Origin of the sequence: Chitinophaga lutea, assembly GCF_003813775.1 — a bacterium.
GTDB classification, from domain to species: domain Bacteria; phylum Bacteroidota; class Bacteroidia; order Chitinophagales; family Chitinophagaceae; genus Chitinophaga; species Chitinophaga lutea.
In genome coordinates this window covers 2,845,691-2,865,146 of record NZ_RPDH01000001.1, presented here as the reverse complement: position 1 = coordinate 2,865,146, position 19,456 = coordinate 2,845,691, and the positions used below count along the sequence as shown (strand labels likewise).

Sequence of the window (19,456 nt, the reverse complement as noted above, 5' to 3'; positions counted from 1 at the left end):
ATGCACACCAGGCTATACGTATTGATCACCCTTTTCCTGCTGACGGCAGCAGGCGCGCATGCTCAGTCGGCAGACAGCATACAGCAACGCATCATCCTCATCGGCGACGCGGGGGAAATGCACAATGGTAAAATCCCCGTCATCGATGCCGTCAAAAGGAACATCGACCTGCAGCGGGGGAAAAATACCGTGCTTTACCTGGGCGACAACGTATACCCGCTGGGGTTGCCCGACCCCGCCGCGAAGAACCGGCGGGAAAAGGAAAGCATCCTCGACTACCAGGTGAGCCTCGTGAAAGGCACCAAAGCGGAAGGCATCTTCGTGCCTGGCAACCACGACTGGTCGAAACACCGCCCGGAAGGCTGGCGCACGGTCATGCAGCAACAGTTGTACATCGATTCGATGCAGCTGCCCAACGTGCAGTTCCTGCCGAAGTCCGGCTGCCCGGGCCCGGAAACCGTAGCCCTCGGCGACAACGTGCTGCTGGTGATCATGGACACCGAATGGTGGCTGTACCCCGGTAAAAAGCCGGGCATCGAATCGGGCTGCGACTGCAAAACGGAGGACGAGGTGCTCACGGCCATTGCCGACATTGCGGCCCGCAACCCTACCAAACTGCTGGTGTTCGCCGGGCATCATCCGCTGCGTAGCCACGGTCCACATGGCGGATATTATACCTTCAAAAAACACATCTTCCCCTTAACCGACGCCAAACCGTACCTCTATGTGCCGCTGCCCGTGATCGGCTCCGTTTACCCGCTGGTGCGCGGTGTGTTCGGCACACGGGAAGACATGCCGCACCCGCTCTACCGCCGGATGATCAAAGGCATAGAAACCGCCATCCCGGGCGATGCGCCCGTGGTGTTCGTGTCCGGCCACGACCATACGCTGCAGCTCATCCGCGAAGGCAACCGCAACTTCATCGTGAGCGGCGCCGGCGCGAAAGACAACCAGGTCAAAAAAGGCAGGAACTCTCTCTTCGCCACCTCCGTCAACGGTTATACGGTGCTGGAAGTGCTGAAGAACGGGAAAATATATGCCCGCTTTTATAACGACCACGATGCTGCGCCTCTCTACACCAGCGAGCTGCTCGATCTGGCGGCGTACCACCGGCGCGAGGAAGCCATCGCGGCCACCGCGTTCCCGAAACTCGTGACCGTTGCCGCGGATTCGCAGTATGCAGACGTGAATGGTTTTCACCGCCTGATGCTCGGCCGCAACTACCGCTCCGTTTGGGCCACGGCCCTTACCTTCCCGGTGATGGAACTGGATACCCTGAAAATCCTCAAACGTGGCGGCGGCAAACAAACGCGCTCCCTGCGGCTGGAAGATAAAAGCGGCCGCGAATGGGTGCTGCGCTCCCTCAAAAAGGATCCGCTCAGCGCCGTGCCCGAAGCCCTCCGTGAAACCTTCGCCCGTGAAGTGGTGCAGGACCAGATATCCGCCGCCAACCCCTACGCCCCGCTGGTGGTGGCGCCCCTGGCCGAAGCTGCCGGCGTGCCCCATACCAATCCCCGCTTCGTATACCTGCCTAACGATACCGCGCTGGGTATTTACCGGAAAGACTTTGCGGATGGCGTGTACCTCTTTGAAGAAAGGGAACCGGTAACGGCCAGCAAAACATACAATACGCTCAAGGTACTGGAAGACCTTGCTTCCGATAACGACAACAGCGTGAACCAGCGCGCTTACCTGCAGGCCCGCCTGCTCGATATCTTTATGGCGGACTGGGACCGCCACGAAGACCAGTGGCGCTGGTATGCGGAAAAAGATAAAAAGGCCAAGGAATTTTATCCCATCCCCCGCGACCGCGACCAGGCGTTTTTCGTGAACCAGGGCGTTATTCCCCGCCTCGCCGCAAAACGGTACATATTCCCGGCAGTGCAGGGCTTCCGCACCAAAATCCCCGACATCGGCGGATGGAACTTCAACCCCCGCTTCCTCGACCGGAATATGCTCAACGGCCTGGAAGACTCCACCTGGGAGAGAATGTCGAAAAACATGACCGTGCTGATGACCGACACGCTCATCGTATCGGCGGTAAACCAGCTGCAGCCTGCCATCCGCAAGCAGGTAGACAGTATGATGATCCGTACGCTGAAAGCCAGAAGGGGCATCCTCCAAAAAGAAGCGCTGAAATACTACCGCTTTCTCGCCAAGGGCGTGGACGTAACGGGGTCCGTCAAAAACGAACAGTTCACCATCACCCGCCAGCCCGATGGTTTTGTGAACGTGACCTCGCAGAAGATCAGCAAAAAGGGAGAGCTGGAACAAACGCTGTACAACAGGACCTTCAACCCGGCGCATACCAAAGAGGTGGCAATTTACGGCCTCGGCGGCGAAGACCGGTTCGTTCTCCGCGGCAACGAAGGCAGCCCCATCCGCATCCGCCTCATCGGCGGCCGTGAAAAGGATACGTATATCGACAGCAGCGCCCGCAGGAGCGGCAAACGCACCATGATCTACGACCTCGCCAAGGGGCCGGACAGTTTTGCCGTGAACAGCAACGAGCGCCTGCGCCTGTCGTCCGACCCGGCGGTGATCCACTACAACCGGAAGGCCTTCCAATACAACATCCTGCAACCCCTCATCGCCGGCGGCTATAACCTCGACGATGGCCTGCTGCTGGGCCTGGGCCTGCAATACAAAGGCCACGGCTTCCGGAAAGATTCGTTCGCCGTGAAGCACGTCATTTCCGGGATGCACGCGGTGGCCACCCAGGCTTACCAGTTCAAGTACCAGGGCCAGTTCAACGATGTGATCGGCCGCTCGGACCTGCTGATCGGCGCGTTGATACGCGCACCGCACAACACCGCCAACTTCTTCGGTTTCGGTAACGAAACGTCATACGACAAGGAAATAACGGATCCCGCTATACGGTACTACCGCGGCCGGTTCAATATTTATATGGGCGAAGTGTCGCTGCGGACCAACCTCGCCCAGAACATCAGCGGCACCATCACGCCGTCGATCACCGCGGTCACGCTCAATGCGGAAGACAATGCGGGCCGCTACCTCACCAACTATGACCTCAACAAGCTCGATTCCGCGCAGCTGTTCGCCAACAAATTGCATGCGGGCCTGCGGCTCGGTTTCAATATCGACACGCGCGACAATGATCTTGTGGCCACCCGCGGATTGCTGTGGACCACTACCATCCAGGGGAACAAAGGGCTGAACGGCGCCAGCAACAACTACGCGCAGCTGCGCTCCGACATGAGCATTTACGCTTCGCTGGGCCTGCCGCCCAACGTGGTGTTCGTAGCCCGTTTCGGCGGCGGCACAACCTGGGGCAAACCGGAGTTCTTCCAGGCCCTCTCGCTGGGCGGTTCCTCCAACCTGCGCGGTTTCCGCAACAACCGTTTCAGCGGCACCAGCATGCTGTACAACAACCTGGAGCTCCGGATCAAACTGTTCGACTTCACGTCCTATATCATTCCGGGCTCTGTAGGCCTCATCGCGTTTAACGACGTGGGCCGCGTATGGGTGAAGGAAGAAAAGTCCGGGCAGTGGCACAATGGTTTCGGAGGCGGCCTCTACCTCTCTCCCATCAACATGTTCATTGTAACGGCCATGCTGGGGCATTCGCGTGAAGGCACCCTGCCGTACGTAACGTTCGGGTTTAAATTCTGATAACCTGCTTATAATGTGAAACGCCCGGCTGATCGCCGGGCGTTTTTATTTGCAATACTTGTTCTATCCTACTTGTGCTGTATGGTTGGCCGTTCCTCTCCGGCTCCGTCTTCCCAAACCGGCGGGTTCTTTTTATTTTCAGCCACCCGCAATCCCATCACTTCTCCAAACCCATTCAAAGCCGTTCCGCTGAATTACGCTTCCGTTTTCACCAGGCCTTCCATGTTCACGGTCACCCGCATGGCGCGGAGGCCGCTGATGCCCTGCACATCTTCCAGGTCGAGCATTTCGAGTTCGGGCATGAGCATGTTTTTGTTCTGCAGGAACTCGATATATTTTTTGTACTCATCCGCTTCGCGCACATAAGCGTACACGATGGCGATTTTACCGGGCTGCGTGAGCCTTTCATTCGTACCGCGCACACGCACTTTGTCGATACGTTTTTTCATGATTTCGTAACGGATGTTGTATGCCCCTTCCACATCAAAACGCCTTTCGTCTTTCCGGAAACTGATGGCGATGGGGTTGCTGTGGGCCAGCACCAGCTGCGTGGTTTGCAACGGTATGCGCAGCTTGGGTTCCAGCGCGTGCGTGATGCGGGCAATCTGCGCCATAGACGACAATTGCCACAGGCGCACGTTGCGCAGGTAGATCATATCGAATTTTTTGTCCGGGGCGATGGACTGACCGATGTAAATGTTATACTCCACCCCGTCCGTCCTGTATTTCTCGAAATAACAGGGGAACGACCGTTGCAGCTCGTCCTTTTCCTTGTCTAGGTAACGGTTGATGGCGCTGTTGATGTCCTGCAGGCTCTCTTCATACTCGCGGCGGTGATGATAGATATGGCCGCTCGTTTTGTCGATTTTTTCGAAATAGTCGTTCAGCGCCGGCTTCAGGCGTTCTTCGCTTTCATAGAGGTGCCTGAAAGTAGGTGCGATTTCATAGTCGAGGAACTCGTTGATCCGTACTTCGTCTTCTGCAAAGAGCGTTTCACGCATGTTGTTGAGCATGCGGTTGTTTTTATACTGCAGTTCTTCGAGCAGCGGAAGATGCAGGTCGCCGTTGATATGACTGAAGGTTTCCTGGATGAGCAGCAGTTGCTCCCGGAGGTCGTCGCGGATGGCGGAGCCTCTTTCCACGGAAGAGTTCCGGATGTCGACCGCGCCGTACAGCGGGTATACGTCTTCGAACTGGATGTGCGCGATCGCCTTTTTATTTTCTTTCGGCGCATGCAGGTATTCCCAGGCAGCTTCCGTGAATTTCCATTCCACGGCGGGTTGCAGGGCAGTAAACTGTTCCTTGATCACTTCGTTGATGCGTTCGTTGGCCAGTTCCATACTGCGGCCCAGCAGCATGGTACCCACCGCATAGCTGGGCTGCAGGCGGCCGAGGATGTCCCAGTCGAGCGGCTCGCCGCCGTTGGTGGCCAGTTCCAGTATGCCCAGCAGGTTATTGCCATGCACCACGGGCAACAGGATAAAACTTTTGACGCCCTGCAGCGGCAGGTATTTCAGGAAGGGGTACAGCGCCACCGTCTGGCGGTTCACGTCCTGTATCACCAGGGGCTGTCGGTGGGTGGACAGGTACTCCAGCAGCTGTTCGTTGATGGCGATGCGTTCCGCTTCGTTACGTGCGCTGGAGAAGATGATGCTTTGAGACACATATACATTCTCCATCACATTGCGGTTGTTCACCTTCAGGAACGGCGTCAGATGCACGCTCATGTCTGCGCGGCCGGCCAGCGTTTTCAGGTATTCCCGCGCGTGGGCGTATGTTTTCAGCTCATTGTCTTTCCGGATGTTGAGCACGAGGTTTTTCATCCCGGCCACTACATGTTCCTTCGTCACGTCCTGAATCGTCCAGATCACAAAACCCTCGAGGGCGAAGTTTTCCAGCGGCAGCAGTTTCCGCAGGTCGGCGAGACTCTGCAGTTTGAAATCGCCCACGCAGATATTGTCGCAGTTGAGCGGCGGCAGTTCGCCTTTCACCTTCACATCCACGAACCGCGGGTCGATGTTGAGCTTGATGTATTTATGCAGGCCCGTTTCCGGGTTGATGATGTTATGGATGATTTCCGCATCGTAGTGCACTGGCAGGTTGTACATCCGTTCCAGGATGAGTTTGTACATCCAGGTGAGTTTGTCGTTCTTCACCTTTTCTTCCGAAATGCCTTTGGGTACGGCTTTCAGCTCCCCGCCGTCTTCCGAGAAAATCTGGCGGAAACGTTCCGAATAGTAAAATATGGCGAAGCGGTACGGTACGCCGATGCCGAATATATCGCGGCTTTCGTCCATGGTGATGGGAAAAACCGTCGCGGTCAGCAGGTCGAGGTATTCCTGATAGTTGGCGATGTCGATGTCTTCCCGGAGCGGCTGCTGCAAGGCCGGATTGCTCTCGAAGTGGCGCACGATTTCCTGGAAGTAGGCTGCGCGGGCGCCTTCGGCATGCGCTGCTTTTTCCTTCATGAAACGGATAAAGGGCACGAACGAGATATGGCTGTCGATCAGCTCATCCTCCTTGAACATACGCGGGTGTGCAGTTAATATCTTCATAAAAATGTCATAAAAGTATCATACGCGAACAGCGACAGTGCAGGATAACAGGTTGTGTGCTTTGGGGGAATAATGCAACAGTGCAAAGTTACGCGTTTTCCATATGCGACGGTTCAGGAAGGGCATAAAAATAGGAAATGCCGTTGTCCGCATCGTCGAAACTGACGGGCTTCCGTTCCCGGTATTTGTAAAAGTAGGCGCAGAGCCCAAAATCACCGGCGCAGCACAGGGTATGGAAGCAGTAGAGCCCCAGCAGCAGGGCCTGCCAGCCGGTCGCCACAAAGGGAAAAACAGCCGCGCACAGCAGTGAAATAACCGCGAACGGGGCCATGGCGATGTATCGGAACTGCCGGTAATGCACTACGTAGGCGTGTGCCACGGCATAAAACATCAGGTAGCGCCAGATCACGCCGTAGCGCACATCGCGGGCGCCGTACCAGCGGAACATGAGGCCGTGCACCATTTCGTGCAGCGGTACCAGCAGGAAGGTGGCGGGAATCCCCAGCAGCAGCCAGCCGCAGAAAGCGCCGAACTTCAATGCCCCGGAACCGATGCCCCACCCGGCGAAAACGCCGGCGGCAACGCAGCCCAGCAGAAAAAAGAACCAGAATAAACGAATGTAAATAGTTTTGGTCTGCAGCCCTTCCCGCAGGGGGATGACCAGCTCACGGAACCCATACCGGGCCAGCGGCTCGTACCCCTTTTCCTGCAACGATTGCATCAGCGCCTCCATACGCCTACATCGGGATTTCCACCTGGTTTTTCAGCAAATCCTCGAGTGTATCGCGTTTGCGGATCAGGTGGGGCTTCCCGTTTTTCACCAGCACTTCTGCCGGCTTCAGGCGGGAGTTGAAGTTGCTCGACATTTCAAAGCCATAGGCGCCGGCGTTGTAAAACACCAGGTAGTCGCCTTCCCGCACTTCGTTGATCTTGCGGTCCCAGCCGAAAGTGTCGGTTTCGCAGATATTCCCCACTACCGTGTAGATGCGGTCAATGCCCTTGGGATTGGAGATATTTTTGATGAGATGGAATGAATCGTAAAACATCGGGCGGATCAGGTGGTTAAAACCTGAATTCACCCCTACGAATACGGTAGCGGTGGTTTGTTTGATCACGTTGGCTTTCACCACAAAATAACCGCACTGGCTCACCAGGAACTTGCCCGGCTCAAACCAAAGCTGCAGCGGGCGTTTGTAAGATTTCGCAAAACCGTTGAACGCATCGGTGAGTTTTTTACCGAGCAGGTCGATGTCCGTTTCAGGATCGCCCTGCTGGTAGGCCACTTTGAAGCCGCTGCCGAGGTCGATGAACTCAAGGTCGGGAAAATGCTCGGTGAGCTCGAACATGATCTCCACGCCGCGCAGGAAAACGTCCACATCCTTGATCTCGGAACCGGTGTGCATGTGCAGGCCCGTCACCTTAAGTTTGGTGGATTTGATGATGCGCTCGATGTGGCGGATCTGGTGGATTGAAATACCGAACTTGCTGTCTACGTGCCCGGTGGATATTTTGAAGTTCCCCCCGGCCATGATGTGCGGGTTCAGGCGGATGCAGATGGGATAGCTGCCCCCGAACCTGTTGCCGAACTGTTCCAGGATGGAAATGTTGTCGATATTGATGTTCACGCCCAGGTCTTTGGCCGCGATGATCTCGCTGAGGTCTACGCAGTTGGGAGTGAAAATGATGTTCTTCGGATCGAAGCCGGCCTTGAGGCCCAGTTGCACCTCCTGGATAGACACTGTATCGAGCCCGCATCCGATGGAATTGATATAACGCAGCACGTTGATGTTCGTGAGCGCTTTACAGGCGTAAAAAAAGCGTGCGTCCGCCTTGCTGAAGGCATTCTTTAACTTCTCGTACTGGGTTTTGATCTTTTCGGCATGGTACACATAAACCGGGGTACCAAACTCTTCTGCCACTTTCACCAGGAAATCGGCGCTGAGAACATCGCTTTGTTTAGCCATTGTATTGAATCAATTGAATGTGCGAAAATAATAAGAATTTAATCTTCCTGCATAAAATCGTCGAGATCGCGGCGTTCCTTTTTGGTGGGGCGGCCTATTTTGCTGGGGCGCTTGCCGGTATGGAAGCTGCTGGCCACGCGCTGGTTGTACTGCTTGTCCTCTTCCGGCGTGATATCGATATAAAACTTGATAGCCTCCGAATACTGCATCCGGTTGGCCAGCAGGCCCGTCACCTCTATTTTCCAGCGTTTCGCTTCGGTTTTCACTTCGTACTGGTCACCGATATTGACGGCACGGGCCGCCTTCACGGCGGAACCATTCATTTTCACCTTCCCGGATTCACAGGCGGCAGCGGCCTGCGTCCGGGTCTTGAATATCCGGATCGCCCAGAGATACTTGTCCAGGCGGAGTTTTTCTGCGCTCATGGCGCAAAAATACGGCAAGTTTGCACTTTTCCGCCCATTGTCTGACGAACGCATTTCATCAGCATTTGTCGCATTTCACCACATAGAATGTCTCGTTCACGGCCGGTGCGGGAAAAAGGTTTCGGCTACTTTTGCAATACACCTTTCAACACACCCGCTATGAAAAAAACGAACATTATTTATTGGATACTGACCGGCCTGATGGCCGCAGGCATGGGAGTCGGCGCTATTTTCGACGCCCTTTCATGGCCAGAAGCCGTGGCTTACGTGACCCGCCTGGGTTACCCGGCTTCGTTGGTACCTTTCCTGGGCATCGCCAAAATACTGGGCATCATCGCCATCCTGGTGCCGGGTTACCCCCGCCTGAAGGAATGGGCGTATGCCGGTCTCATCTTCGACCTGGTAGGCGCCATGTATTCGCACATCGCTTTCGGCGACCCCGCCTCCACCTGGGCCCCGATCATTTTGTTCATCGCCCTGGTAGGCGGCTCTTATTATTATCACCACAAACGTCTGCGGCAGAAAGCCGGCCCCTCAGCGTCTTTCAGCTACTAAGGCTCGAAACTCTGGCAGGTAGTTCGTATATTTCGGTCAGTACCAATGCTGACATGAAAAAGAGTTACCTCCTTTACCCGCTGATCATCGGCGTTTTTGCCGCCCTGATATGGCTCATCATCGCACAGGGGCAACAATTGCAGCCTGCGCGGAACGTTACGGCCGCCGCGCCGGCAGCCACTGCCGCCCCGGCCGGCCTGTTGCCGGAATTGCTGTCACATGCGCAGCATCCGCTCAGCCTGTTGCTGCTGCAGATCATCGTTATCCTTTGTGTGTCGCGCCTTTTCGGCTTCGCCGCACGGAAAATAAAACAACCCGCGGTGGTGGGCGAAATCATTGCCGGTATCGCATTGGGGCCTTCCTTGCTGGGCCTTTTCTGGCCCGCGGGCATGGAAGGGCTGTTTCCGGCCCGCTCCATGAGCAGCCTGCAATTCCTCAGCCAGATAGGGCTGGCGTTTTTTATGTTCATCGTGGGCATGGAGCTGGAAATCAGCAAAATACGCCAGAAGGCGCACGATGCGGTGATGATCAGCCACGCCAGCATCATCATTCCCTTTTTCCTCGGCGTTTGCCTCGCTTATTTTACGTACACCCAATACGCCCCTGCTTCTGTCAACTTCCTGTCGTTCGCGCTGTTCATGGGCATCGCCATGAGCATCACGGCCTTCCCGGTACTGGCCAGGATCGTGCAGGAACGGGGCCTGACGGGCACTCCCCTGGGCACCATGGCCATTACCTGTGCGGCGGCAGACGATATCACCGCCTGGTGCATATTGGCCATCGTGGTAGCGATCGTCAAAGCCGGCGGACTGCTCACGGCCCTGGTCACCATCCTGCTCGCACTGGTGTTTGTGCTGGGCATGCTGCTGGTGGTACGGCCGTGGCTGCAACGGCGGATGACGCGGCTGTCCGGCACCAAAACCAAAGTGGCCCTGGGCTTTTTCGTATTGCTCATCGCAGGGTACCTGGCGGAAGTGATCGGCATCCACCTGCTGTTCGGCGCATTCCTCGCCGGTGTGATCATGCCGGCTGAAGCCAATATCAAAAAAGTGCTGACGGACAAACTGGAAGACGTAAGCGTGGTGATACTGCTGCCCATCTTTTTTGCCTTTACGGGCCTGCGTACGCAAATCGGGCTGCTGAACGACGCCCACCTCTGGACGATGTTTGCGGCCATCATGCTCGTGGCCGTAGGCGGCAAATTCGGCGGTTCGGCCCTTACGGCGAGGCTGGTGGGCCAACCCTGGCAGGAAGCCCTCTCCATCGGCGCGCTGATGAATACCCGCGGCCTGATGGAACTGGTGGTACTCAATATCGGTTACGAACTGGGCATCCTTACCCCGCAGGTATTCGCCATGATGGTGCTGATGGCGCTGGCCACCACCTTCATGACGGGCCCGCTGCTCGATGCCATCAATCACTGGTACGGCTTGAAAAAACAAAAAGCGCTGTCTCATAAAGCGCTTTAAAATATAGAGGCTCCGGAATCCGCTTCCGGAGCCTTTTTCCTTTAATGAATGTTCCGTCAGCCCTGGATTCGCATCACCCCGAATTTCCCGTTTTTGATCTGCACGTTGCCGCCGCCCACACGCGTGAACTGCCCCGAAAAGGTACCTTCGATCGGCTCTCCTACTTTACCATAGCGGGTTACGTTGATATTCACCGTTTCCGAAGTATACATGATGTTATTCAGCTTGAGCGTGGCCACGCACATTTTATAGCTGCCGGCGGCAGTTCCTTCGAAAGTCAGGCTAAGTACGTTATCGTTATGCACCACCACGCAGATGGTTTCATCACTGTTGGCATCAAGTATGCCGGTAGATACAGTGGGCGCACCGCCGGCCATGGCCCACTGCCGGTTACTGTAGCCGTCCCCGTCGATCACAAAACTGGTTTCCTGGTGCGTTGTGGCGGCGCAGAGCCTTATCGGGCCGATTTCTTTACCGGCATCGTTGTCCGGCAGTTTCACGGTTGTCTCCGCCATGTTGCCCGTCATATCGAAAGCCCGTACCAGTACGGTTTTCCCCTTCGGGGCAAATAGCCGGAAGCTGGCGTTCTCGTCAGTAAATGCGCTGCCGATATTCTCACCATCTAGGTACATGCTTACAAAAGCCCCCATCGGTGCGCCCGCACAAGTGGTCACACGGCCGGTTACGGCAGGCGCGCAGGGCAGCGACAAATCCTGTGTTACGACGGCCAGCGGCGCCAGCCCGGGAAATGATTGCGACACACCGCCCTTGCCGCCGTTAAGGCGCGGCTCCACGCTTACTTCAAACGGGATCCCGGCGGGCACATTGGCGACATAATTACCTTTTTCATCTGTATTCACAACGGTCTGCCCTACCGATACCATCACGCCGGGCACGCCCGCACCGCCGCTTCCGCCGCAACCGGGCGTGGGAATGACGCATCCTTTAATGGTCGCCCGCTGTTTGGGATCGTCGCAATTCCAGGTGGAAAAGTGTTTGACCGTACCCACGTAGCGGTTACCCGTTTTGGTGGCGCTGCCTTCTTCTTTCCAGATACCGGCCGCTTCATCAAAATGCCAGAGCGGGATGGTAGCCGGCGCGGTGGCGAGCTGTTCATCAGGGATCACCATAGTGAGGGTGGATGTTTTGCCCTGCTTCAGCTGGAGCTTTTCTCCGCCGGGGCTTTCCATCTCCACCTGCAGCATGCCGTAGGAATACAATATGACGGGTGAATTGTCGGTGCGGAGAGCCTGCAGATCGCCACCGGGAATGGTCTGCGCGAAATTGGGATCGGTAGGGTCGAGATGCACCAGGCTCATCTGCACGGGGCCGCTATAGCCGCTGCCGTCGGCCCTGACCACTCCCCCGGCCGGAAGTTCCACACCGGAACCGTCCGGTAGCCCTGCAAGCCCACCATTATCTGCCTGAAGGGTATGCGTAATGGTCTTGACCTGCAATGTGAACTGCACATGTGCCGCGCCGGTGGCCGGGGGCGTTTCTCCGCGCTGTTGCGAAAAATAGCCTGTCTTCGTACAGGAGATGATATACCGGTCTTTCGGCAACTTTACCTGCGGGATCGTAAAAGTACCGTTGGCGGCGGATTGTACGGTCTGTTCACCGATTGTGACGGCAGCACCCGGGATGGGCAGCCCGTCGATCGTTTTTACCGTACCGGTAATGCCGGTAGATACGGTTCCGGCCGGGCCCTGCACGTCTTTGTTACGGCATCCGCCGACCAGGGCGGCAAGCATCATTAAAATGGCCAGGGAAAAAGGGATCCGGCTAATGCGCCGGTGGGGTTGAAACATTGATTTCATGGTTCCGGTCGTTAAGTTTGACCGGCAAATTTCCGTAACCCGGCGTCAATAAAGCTGTAAAAAAGAGACAAAATGCTGGCGCTGCTGCAGTCTGCACATCCTCACAAACGTACGAACACCTCTCTCAACACCCGCGGCGTCATGCCGGTGAGCTCCAGCGTTTCGTGGCGCAGATGGGCATAGTCGTAATAACCGCAGGTATAGATCAGTTCCCGGGGGCGTACCACATGGTTGCTGCGCACCATATCCATCACATGCGTCATCCGCAGTATGCGGGCGTAAACTTTCGGCGTGATGCCGATCCTTTCGAGGAAATGCCGCTCCAGCGATTTGCGGGTGATGTTCACTTCCCGGCAAAACGCCTCCATCCGGAAATCTCCTTTCATCGCCGCCATATACCCCGCCATCTGTTGCGTACGGAGCACCTCCCCAGTAGAACCGGCGAGGCGCCTCAACAGGAACTGCTCCACGAGGAAAACCGCGGCGCAGAGGCGTTGGTCTTCACCGGTGGCGCCTTCGTGAGGAAGCGCCGCCATGGCCGCAAGGTCCTGCAAGCGATTGAGCAGCTCCCGTGCGGGGGCGCCGGCGATGTCGCAAAGGTCGGTCCCTTCATTGGTGAGCTTCTGCATGGAGCAGGCAAACAGGTCATGAAAACCGCAGGGTGTGAACTTGACAAGAAGGTATTGGCTGCCGGCCTCGAAAAAGGAATGCCGCAGGCTGGTGATCTGGCCTACGACGGTAGCGCGGGCTGCGGTTTGTTCTTCCTGTGCATGCCCGATCAGGCGAAAGGCAGGCCCCAGTGCAAACACCAGTGATTGCTGGCCTACAGGCAGGAAAGGCTGGCGCACGGCTTGTGGGAACGTGTAGAGCGCCAGGCGGCTGATGTGCTGGCGGAGTAACGGCGAAGGCTGAAAATGCCTGGCGGTACAGATCATGGTAGCAGGGTATTTTGGGGTACGGGTATAAAAAAAGCAGGTGTGCGACTGTTACGCTGCACACCTGCCATTGAATATGTTTCTTGATGTTATTTTCTTCTGACTGTTTTCTTCTTTTTGGCGGGGGCCTTTTTGGCGATCACCGGTTTTTTCGGGTTGGCGTTCACTTCCGGGCGTTTTACCGGTGCGGGGAAGCGTGACCGGTCAACCGTAGCCGCTTTATCGTCGAGGGTCAACTGGAGGGATTCCTTCAGGATCTCGTCTTTTTCGGCCAGGAACGTTTTCATTTTTTCTTTCGGGATACGCAGGTCGTAACTGTTGGTTTCACCTGCGAGGGCCTGGGAAAAATCAGGATTGAGGCGTTCCAGCTCATCCTTTTCCATGCTCAGTTTTTTCGCGATGGCTTCGATGCGGTATTTACCGGTAATGCTGAACTCCACGGTGTTGAACATGTCGTCGTCGGTCAGCGGCGCGGCTTTTCTGAATTCAGGCGCTGCGTTCAGTCTCGCACCGGGAGCGGCTGTATAGCTGCTGCCCACACCGAAGAAGGTGTTGAAACGGTCGAGGATATAACCGGTGGCGATGAATTTATACACGTGATTGCGGGACTCTGCGGGCAGGAAATACTGGATACCCCAGAAGTCGCTGCGGCCGCTGATGCGCTGTGCGCGCTGCACGCCGCCGGCTCCGCAATTATATGCCGCTACCACCAGTAACCAGTTGTCGAACTGTTCGTACAGCTCATTCAGGTATTTGGCGGCGGCTACGGTGGATTTGTAGAAGTCCTTCCGTTCGTCTACCCTTTTGCCCACGTTGAGCCCGAAGATGCGGGCGGTGCTGCTCATGAACTGCCACATGCCTACGGCGCCTACGCGGGAGCGGGCGTTGTAAGACATGCCGGATTCAATAACGGCCAGGTATTTCATTTCCTCGGGAATGCCGTGGTCGGAAAACACCTTTTCGATCATGGTGAAATAGGGCGCCGAACGTTCTACCATGGTGCTCAGGTGTTGGCTGTAGCGGGTAGCGTAGTCGTTCACATATCCTTTGATGTAGTGATTGCTCATTTGCTCTTCGTACACTTTAGGAGTGCGTACGATGGCAGGCATCGTTTGCGCCGCCTGTTTCACAGCCTGTGAAGCAGGAGAGCCGTGCACTGCCGTGTCTTTAGGCAGATTAGCAGATTTCTTTAGCGTGACGGAGGTGTCGGCGTGCAGTTCCAGACCCGGAACCGCGATCTCCTTAGGGCCCTTACCGGCAGCCGTCGCAACAGTGGTCAATCCCACGGCCGATAAGAGTAATAAAAAGACTTTCGTCATACACTGTTGTTTATACTTTGAGTGAAAGTTACTCACACATGCTCCTCATGTAACATATTATGAGCTATTTGTAACAAGTTCTCTTCGTCAAACTCCCTGGTGATGATCTGCAGGCCATACGGCATCCCGTTTGAATGCCGGTGCAAAGGTACGGAAATTGCCGGAACTCCGGTCAGGTTGGCCAACACCGTGTAGATATCGGCCAGGTACATCGCAATCGGATCGTCTGTTTTTTCACCAATTTTAAACGCTGTGGCCGGTACGGTAGGCAGCAGCACCGCGTCGTAACGCGACAGGATGGACTGCATTTTTTCCACTACCAGCCTTCTAACCTGCTGGGCCTTTGTGAAATAAGCGTCGTAATACCCGGCGCTCAGCACAAAAGTGCCCAACAAGATGCGGCGTTTCACCTCTTTTCCAAAACCTTCCGACCGGCTCTTTTTATAAAAATCGGTCAGTTCGATGCCTTTCTGGGGGGTACGGTACCCGTATTTCACCCCGTCGAAGCGGCTCAGGTTGCTGGAAGCTTCGGCCGTCGTCAGCACATAATAGGCCGCTACTACGTAGTCGAGGTAATCGAAATTGACCCCTTCCACGGTATGGCCATCTGATTTCAGTTGTTCAAAGAAACTTTCGTATCCCTCCCTCATTTCGGGGTCTAATCCTTCGTGGTGCAGGGCGTCTTTTAAATACGCAAATTTCCGCTTTTTATTGTGCCGGAGATTTGCCTGATAATCAGGGACTTCTCGCTGGGAGGCTGTACTGTCGTACATATCCGGCCCGGCGATGGCTTGTAGAACCAAGGCCACATCTGCAATATTCGAGCCAAAAATGCCTATCTGGTCGAAAGATGAGGCATAGGCAATGAGGCCGTGGCGGGAAATCCTCCCGTAGGAGGGTTTCAGCCCTACAATACCGCAAAAATCCGCCGGTTGCCTTACGGAACCGCCGGTATCGCTGCCCAGGCTCACCTGGCATAAACCGGCCTGCACGGCTACCGCCGAACCGCCGGAAGAACCGCCGGGAACACGGGTATTGTCCAGCGCATTGAGCACCTTGCCGTATGCCGAGTTCTCGTTAGTGGAGCCCATGGCAAACTCATCACAATTAAGGCGCCCGATGATGATGGCGCCTTCAGCGAGCAGCCGTTCAACGGCTGTAGCAGAATACAGGGACACAAACCCCTCCAGGATCTTCGAGGCGGCGGTCACTTCATGCCCTTTGTAGCAGATCACATCCTTGATGCCGATCACTACCCCGGCCAGTGTACCGGGCCGCTCCCCGCGGCTGATGCGCCCGTCGAGCGCACGCGCCTGATCCAATGCACTGTCCGTAAATACTTCCAGATATGCGTTGAGGTGCCGGGACTGCTCAATCCGCTCCAGGTACAGGCGTACCATGGCCTCGCAGGTCGTTTTTCCGGCATACAACGCCTCATGAAAAGACGATATACTGCTGAATTCAGTCAAACCCAAACCAGTTTAAATCTTACAATGGGAGATTTCTACAAATACTAAAACCGCACTCTTCTACCCCCGGTAGCGTGAGTAAGTGATTAGCTCTTTTTTACTTCGGTTTCTTTCATGCCCTCTTCCATTTCACGGCGCACGTTGTCTTTGGCATCTTTAAACTCGCGGATACCTTTACCAAGGCCACGCATAAGTTCGGGAATCTTTTTGCCACCAAACAGCAGCAATACTACTAAAGCGATAAGGATTAATTCAGTCATGCCAAGTTCTTGGAAGAGTAAAAGCGGTGATTTAACGAAAACTGCAGTCATTTCTGTGTTTTTAAAATGTTCAGCTAACAAAGATAGGTTTTAATTTGGGGTTTTTCAATGGATTTAAGGGACTTTAATGAACTTTTAAGAATCGTCTAATGCGGCCGTGAACAGCCGTAAAATGGTTGTTTTTTCGCTTTTCCTTCAAAAATCTTTGGCTGCAAAACCCCTTCAAAACCACCTCATTTCCAGCTCAAATCCACATCATCTCCACATCAAGTCCACCTATCTCCCAGTGTTCTCCGTGCCTTCCCTGTGTTCACCAGGGGTGAACCTCCGTAGATGCAGCAGCACAGGGCTTCTTCAGGGAGTGAAAAAAACATCGGTTCAGGGAGTTGCGGCTGTTTAATGGATCCCGGTAGACAGGCCCGGATTCGACGAAACAATGATCAAGAGAGCACCCTCTTCCTATTCCAGGCAGATCAAGGAACGAAAACAACACCACAGGCAGTGTTCATCAGGTATCGCCAGAGAGACCCCGGATTCGACGAAACAATGATCAAGAGAGCACCCTCTTCCTATTCCAGGCAGATAAAGGAATGAAACCAACGCCACAGGGAATATTCATCAGGTATTGCCGGAGAGCCTCCGGATTCGCCACCCTGCGATGCCCCAACGCTGAACAGCCCGCCGCTAAAGGGCAAAAAGAAAACGGGAGCCTTTGCGGACTCCCGTTTCACTAATTTCCCTGTATAAAATACTAAACCCTTTTTTCTTTGATACGGGCTGCTTTACCCTGGCGCTCGCGCAGGTAGTACAGTTTAGCCCTTCTTACTTTACCCACTTTATTCAGCACAATGGATTCAACATTGGGAGAATAGAAGGGGAACAGCCTTTCAACGCCTACTCCGTCGGAGATTTTACGAACGGTGAAAGAAGCGGTAAAACCAGTACCCTGGATTTTTACCACATCGCCCTTGAAGGACTGGATACGCTCCTTGTTACCTTCAACGATCTTATAGTTAACGGTGATGTTGTCACCGGCTTTAAACTTCGGAAATTGCTTGTTAGCAGTCAGCTGCTCGTGAACAAAAGAAATTGCGTTCATCATTCAATTATTTATAGGACGGCAAAGGTAAGGAAGAATATCCAATTACCAAGACCTTTTCCCGGTTTTTAATAAAATATCTTTTTAATCATGCTGTAAAAGGTCCGGGCGGCGGTCTTTAGTGCGCTTCAGGGCCTCCTCGTGGCGCCACTCCTCGATCTTGCGGTGATCGCCGCTCATCAGCACCGGCGGCACTTTCCAGCCCCTGAACTCCTCCGGCCGGGTGTACACGGGCGGGGCCAGCAGGTTATCCTGAAAAGAATCGAACAGGGCCGACGTTTCGTCGTTCAGCACCCCGGGCAGCAGGCGGCCGATGGCGTCTACCAGCACCGCGGCGGCCAGTTCCCCGCCGGACAGTACGAAATCGCCGATGGAGATCTCCATGGTCACGAAATGTTCACGCACCCGCTCGTCGATCCCCTTGTAATGGCCACAGATGAGCAGCAGGTTGCCTTTGAGCGACAGGCGGTTGGCCATTTGCTGGTTAAAGGTCTGCCCGTCGGGGGTCAGGTAGATCACTTCGTCGTACGTCACCTCCTTCTGCAGGGCTTCGATGGCGTTTACCAGGGGCTCGATCATCATCACCATACCGGCGCCACCGCCGAACTGGTAGTCGTCTACCTGGTTCTGGCGGAAATTCGAATACTGCCGCAGGTGATGCACATTCACCTCCAGGAGGCCTTTGTTCCGGGCGCGCTTCATGATGGAGTGCGCGAAGGGGCTCTCCAGCAGTTCCGGCAATACGGTAATGATATCTATGCGCATGATGTGGTTGTTTTATCCTAAATAAACGTCGAGCAGGCCTTCCGGCAGGTCGAGGTGCACGATCTGCTGTTTTTTATCGACTTTCAGCAGGGTCTGTTCGTTGAGGGGGAGCAGCATTTCCTTTTCCCGGTACGTCACCCGCGCCAGCACCTGTTGCGGCATTTCGATGATCTCCTCTATTTTGCCCAGTTCGCCCTCGGTTTTATCGGTGGCCGTAAAACCCAGCAGCGACAGGGGCGCGGAGGCGGACGCCAGCCCCTTGAAATCCGCTTCTTCCAGGTAAACACCCTTCTGGAGCAGTTTCCGGGCTTCCTCGCGGGTATTGATGCCCTCGAGTTTGAGGTATATGTTCTCCGTGTCTTTGGCTTTGGCCTTTTCCACGAAATACGGGAGGAAGCTGTCTTTCCGCTCTTCGATGAACACGGCGGCAATGTCTTTCAGGGCCGTTTTCCGGCCCAGGCTGTGACGGAGGATGAATTCCCCTTCCGTGCCGTAAACGGCGGCCAGCTTGCCGATATTGAAGTAATTAGCCATGCGGAACGCCTTTATAAAAGCAAAAAGGGAATATTTGCGAACAAATCTTCCCTTTTTTGCAGTATGTTATCTGGTGAATTATGCTTCAGGAGCTTCGCCTTCAGAAGCGGCGGGAGCAGCAGGAACATCCTCCACTTTGCGTACTACCGGTTGAGCGGCACGTACGGCTCTTTTCTGGCTTTCGCGGCGTGCAGATACTTTTTCTTCGTGGTCTGCCTGCCATTGTTCGAACTTGGTGTAAGCGGTAGGCTCATCAAACAAGCCGAGTTTAACCCCTCTCAGGAGGTGTTTCAGGTACAATACACCTTTGAAAGAAAGGATCCTTCTAACGGTATCGGTCGGCTGAGCACCTTTCTGCAGCCAGCGGAGTGCTTTCTGCGTATCGATGTTGATGGAAGCCGGTACAGTCAAAGGATTGTAAGTACCAATTTTCTGGATGAATTTACCATCCCTGGGCGCGCGGGCATCAGCCACTACAATAAAATAAAAAGGTCTCTTTTTTGCGCCGTGTCTCTGTAATCTGATCTTTACTGGCATAAATAAGTCGAATTATTTGTTGCGAGTTGTTAAAAAATATTGTTTCTAATTGGGGCAGCAAATGTAGCCCATAAATTCAAATTGCCCAAATTTTTTCAATTACAAATTAGATATCACGAA

16 protein-coding genes are annotated in these 19,456 nt (G+C 54.8%); 3 read left to right on the top strand and 13 right to left on the bottom strand.

Features of this window, described 5'->3' with window-relative positions; all coding sequences use genetic code 11:
* On the top strand, positions 1-3,633 hold the full coding sequence (locus EGT74_RS11650) for a BamA/TamA family outer membrane protein (RefSeq protein ID WP_123846669.1): 3,633 nt from the start codon (positions 1-3) through the stop codon (positions 3,631-3,633).
* 194 nt (positions 3,634-3,827) lie between these two features.
* Here EGT74_RS11650 and EGT74_RS11645 read toward each other — a convergent pair whose 3' ends face one another.
* The 4 genes from EGT74_RS11645 to EGT74_RS11630 all read right to left on the bottom strand — a co-directional run bounded on the left by EGT74_RS11645 (position 3,828) and on the right by EGT74_RS11630 (position 8,577).
* Positions 3,828-6,188 (bottom strand): GAF domain-containing protein, encoded by a 2,361-nt coding sequence (locus EGT74_RS11645; protein WP_123846668.1) that lies wholly within the window; start codon positions 6,186-6,188, stop codon positions 3,828-3,830.
* An 88-nt stretch (positions 6,189-6,276) separates the two neighbouring features.
* Positions 6,277-6,921 carry a DUF3267 domain-containing protein gene (locus EGT74_RS11640; RefSeq protein ID WP_123846667.1) on the bottom strand — a complete coding sequence of 215 codons (645 nt, stop codon included), beginning with the start codon at positions 6,919-6,921 and terminating at the stop codon, positions 6,277-6,279.
* A 4-nt stretch (positions 6,922-6,925) separates the two neighbouring features.
* Positions 6,926-8,152, bottom strand: a complete 1,227-nt coding sequence (gene lysA / locus EGT74_RS11635; protein ID WP_123846666.1) for a diaminopimelate decarboxylase — start codon at positions 8,150-8,152, stop codon at positions 6,926-6,928.
* A 38-nt stretch (positions 8,153-8,190) separates the two neighbouring features.
* Positions 8,191-8,577 carry an RNA-binding S4 domain-containing protein gene (locus tag EGT74_RS11630; RefSeq protein WP_123846665.1) on the bottom strand — a complete coding sequence of 129 codons (387 nt, stop codon included), beginning with the start codon at positions 8,575-8,577 and terminating at the stop codon, positions 8,191-8,193.
* Between the two features lie 159 nt (positions 8,578-8,736).
* Here EGT74_RS11630 and EGT74_RS11625 point away from each other — a divergent pair, with 159 nt between their 5' ends.
* Entirely contained in the window at positions 8,737-9,132 is a 396-nt protein-coding gene (locus tag EGT74_RS11625) for a DoxX family protein (RefSeq protein ID WP_123846664.1), read from the top strand.
* A gap of 53 nt (positions 9,133-9,185) precedes the next feature.
* Positions 9,186-10,601: a cation:proton antiporter domain-containing protein gene (locus EGT74_RS11620; RefSeq protein WP_123846663.1), complete on the top strand. Its 1,416-nt coding sequence runs from the start codon at positions 9,186-9,188 to the stop codon at positions 10,599-10,601.
* Positions 10,602-10,657: 56 nt separating this feature from the next.
* Here EGT74_RS11620 and EGT74_RS11615 read toward each other — a convergent pair whose 3' ends face one another.
* The 9 genes from EGT74_RS11615 to rpsP all read right to left on the bottom strand — a co-directional run bounded on the left by EGT74_RS11615 (position 10,658) and on the right by rpsP (position 19,273).
* Positions 10,658-12,418 (bottom strand): carboxypeptidase-like regulatory domain-containing protein, encoded by a 1,761-nt coding sequence (locus tag EGT74_RS11615; protein WP_123846662.1) that lies wholly within the window; start codon positions 12,416-12,418, stop codon positions 10,658-10,660.
* Between the two features lie 101 nt (positions 12,419-12,519).
* Positions 12,520-13,353 carry an AraC family transcriptional regulator gene (locus EGT74_RS11610; RefSeq protein WP_123846661.1) on the bottom strand — a complete coding sequence of 278 codons (834 nt, stop codon included), beginning with the start codon at positions 13,351-13,353 and terminating at the stop codon, positions 12,520-12,522.
* 89 nt (positions 13,354-13,442) lie between these two features.
* Complete coding sequence (locus tag EGT74_RS11605; protein WP_123846660.1) at positions 13,443-14,672, bottom strand: lytic transglycosylase domain-containing protein; 1,230 nt, start codon at positions 14,670-14,672, stop codon at positions 13,443-13,445.
* A 32-nt stretch (positions 14,673-14,704) separates the two neighbouring features.
* Positions 14,705-16,141 (bottom strand): Asp-tRNA(Asn)/Glu-tRNA(Gln) amidotransferase subunit GatA, encoded by a 1,437-nt coding sequence (gatA, locus tag EGT74_RS11600; protein WP_123846659.1) that lies wholly within the window; start codon positions 16,139-16,141, stop codon positions 14,705-14,707.
* A gap of 86 nt (positions 16,142-16,227) precedes the next feature.
* The gene (locus EGT74_RS11595; RefSeq protein ID WP_317126710.1) at positions 16,228-16,482 is read right to left on the bottom strand and encodes a Sec-independent protein translocase subunit TatA/TatB; all 255 of its coding nucleotides are present in this window, start codon (positions 16,480-16,482) and stop codon (positions 16,228-16,230) included.
* Between the two features lie 670 nt (positions 16,483-17,152).
* Positions 17,153-17,503: a 50S ribosomal protein L19 gene (gene rplS, locus EGT74_RS11590; RefSeq protein ID WP_220392842.1), complete on the bottom strand. Its 351-nt coding sequence runs from the start codon at positions 17,501-17,503 to the stop codon at positions 17,153-17,155.
* Between the two features lie 81 nt (positions 17,504-17,584).
* Positions 17,585-18,265: a tRNA (guanosine(37)-N1)-methyltransferase TrmD gene (trmD, locus tag EGT74_RS11585; RefSeq protein WP_123846658.1), complete on the bottom strand. Its 681-nt coding sequence runs from the start codon at positions 18,263-18,265 to the stop codon at positions 17,585-17,587.
* A 12-nt stretch (positions 18,266-18,277) separates the two neighbouring features.
* On the bottom strand, positions 18,278-18,799 hold the full coding sequence (gene rimM, locus EGT74_RS11580) for a ribosome maturation factor RimM (protein WP_123846657.1): 522 nt from the start codon (positions 18,797-18,799) through the stop codon (positions 18,278-18,280).
* Between the two features lie 78 nt (positions 18,800-18,877).
* A complete protein-coding gene (gene rpsP / locus EGT74_RS27355; RefSeq protein ID WP_394338030.1) occupies positions 18,878-19,273 on the bottom strand; it encodes a 30S ribosomal protein S16 in 396 nt (131 codons plus the stop codon).
* Positions 19,274-19,456: the final 183 nt, after the last annotated feature.